Here is a 930-nt window from a genome sequence, read left to right on the forward strand (position 1 = left end):
ATGTAATCGTAATTGGTAGTGGCCCCGGAGGCGAAGGGGCAGCGATGGGATTAACCAAAGCCGGGTTGAACGTTGCAATCATTGAAAAAGAGAGCAGCGTTGGTGGTGGTTGTACCCACTGGGGAACCATTCCTTCAAAAGCTCTGCGTCATGCTGTAAGCCGTATTATCGAGTTCAATAACAACCCTCTGTTCTGTCAGAACAACAAAAGCATTCACTCGACGTTTTCCAATATTCTGGGGCATGCGAAATCCGTTATCGATAAACAGACACGGCTGCGCCAAGGCTTCTACGATCGTAACCAATGTACACTAGTATTTGGTACAGCGCGCTTTATTGATTCTCACTCTATTTCTGTAATGCAAAGTGATGGTACGGAAGAGTACTACAGTGCTGACAAGTTTGTCATTGCGACGGGGTCTCGCCCTTATCAACCAGAGAACGTCGACTTTCTGCATGAACGTATCTACGACAGCGACTCCATTCTTTCTCTTAAACACGACCCTCAACACATCATCATCTATGGTGCCGGTGTTATCGGTTGTGAGTACGCGTCTATCTTCCGAGGTTTGGGTGTAAAGACTGATCTCATTAACACTCGAGACCGTCTACTGTCATTCTTAGATAATGAAACCTCAGATGCACTTTCTTACCACTTCTGGAACAGTGGCGTTGTGATTCGTAACGATGAAACCTTTGAGAAAATCGAAGGGACTGATGATGGCGTAATCATTCACCTGGAGTCAGGCAAAAAGATGCGTGCCGACTGCTTACTGTATGCCAATGGTCGAACCGGTAACACTGACAAGCTGAACTTAGGTGCGGTTGGTCTAGAAGCGGACTCTCGTGGCCAGGTATCGGTGAATACCAATTACCAAACCAACGTTGAACATGTATACGCGGTCGGTGATGTAATTGGATACCCTAGCC

Annotated in this window: 1 protein-coding gene; it reads left to right on the forward strand. The window is 46.8% G+C overall.

What is annotated here, in order from left to right; genetic code table 11:
* Nucleotides 1–930 (forward strand): Si-specific NAD(P)(+) transhydrogenase (gene sthA, locus A3712_RS19235; protein ID WP_063524699.1); only part of this gene is annotated, 930 nt, incomplete at both ends.

The organism is Vibrio sp. HI00D65 (genome assembly GCF_001635455.1).
In the GTDB taxonomy this organism is placed as follows: domain Bacteria; phylum Pseudomonadota; class Gammaproteobacteria; order Enterobacterales; family Vibrionaceae; genus Vibrio.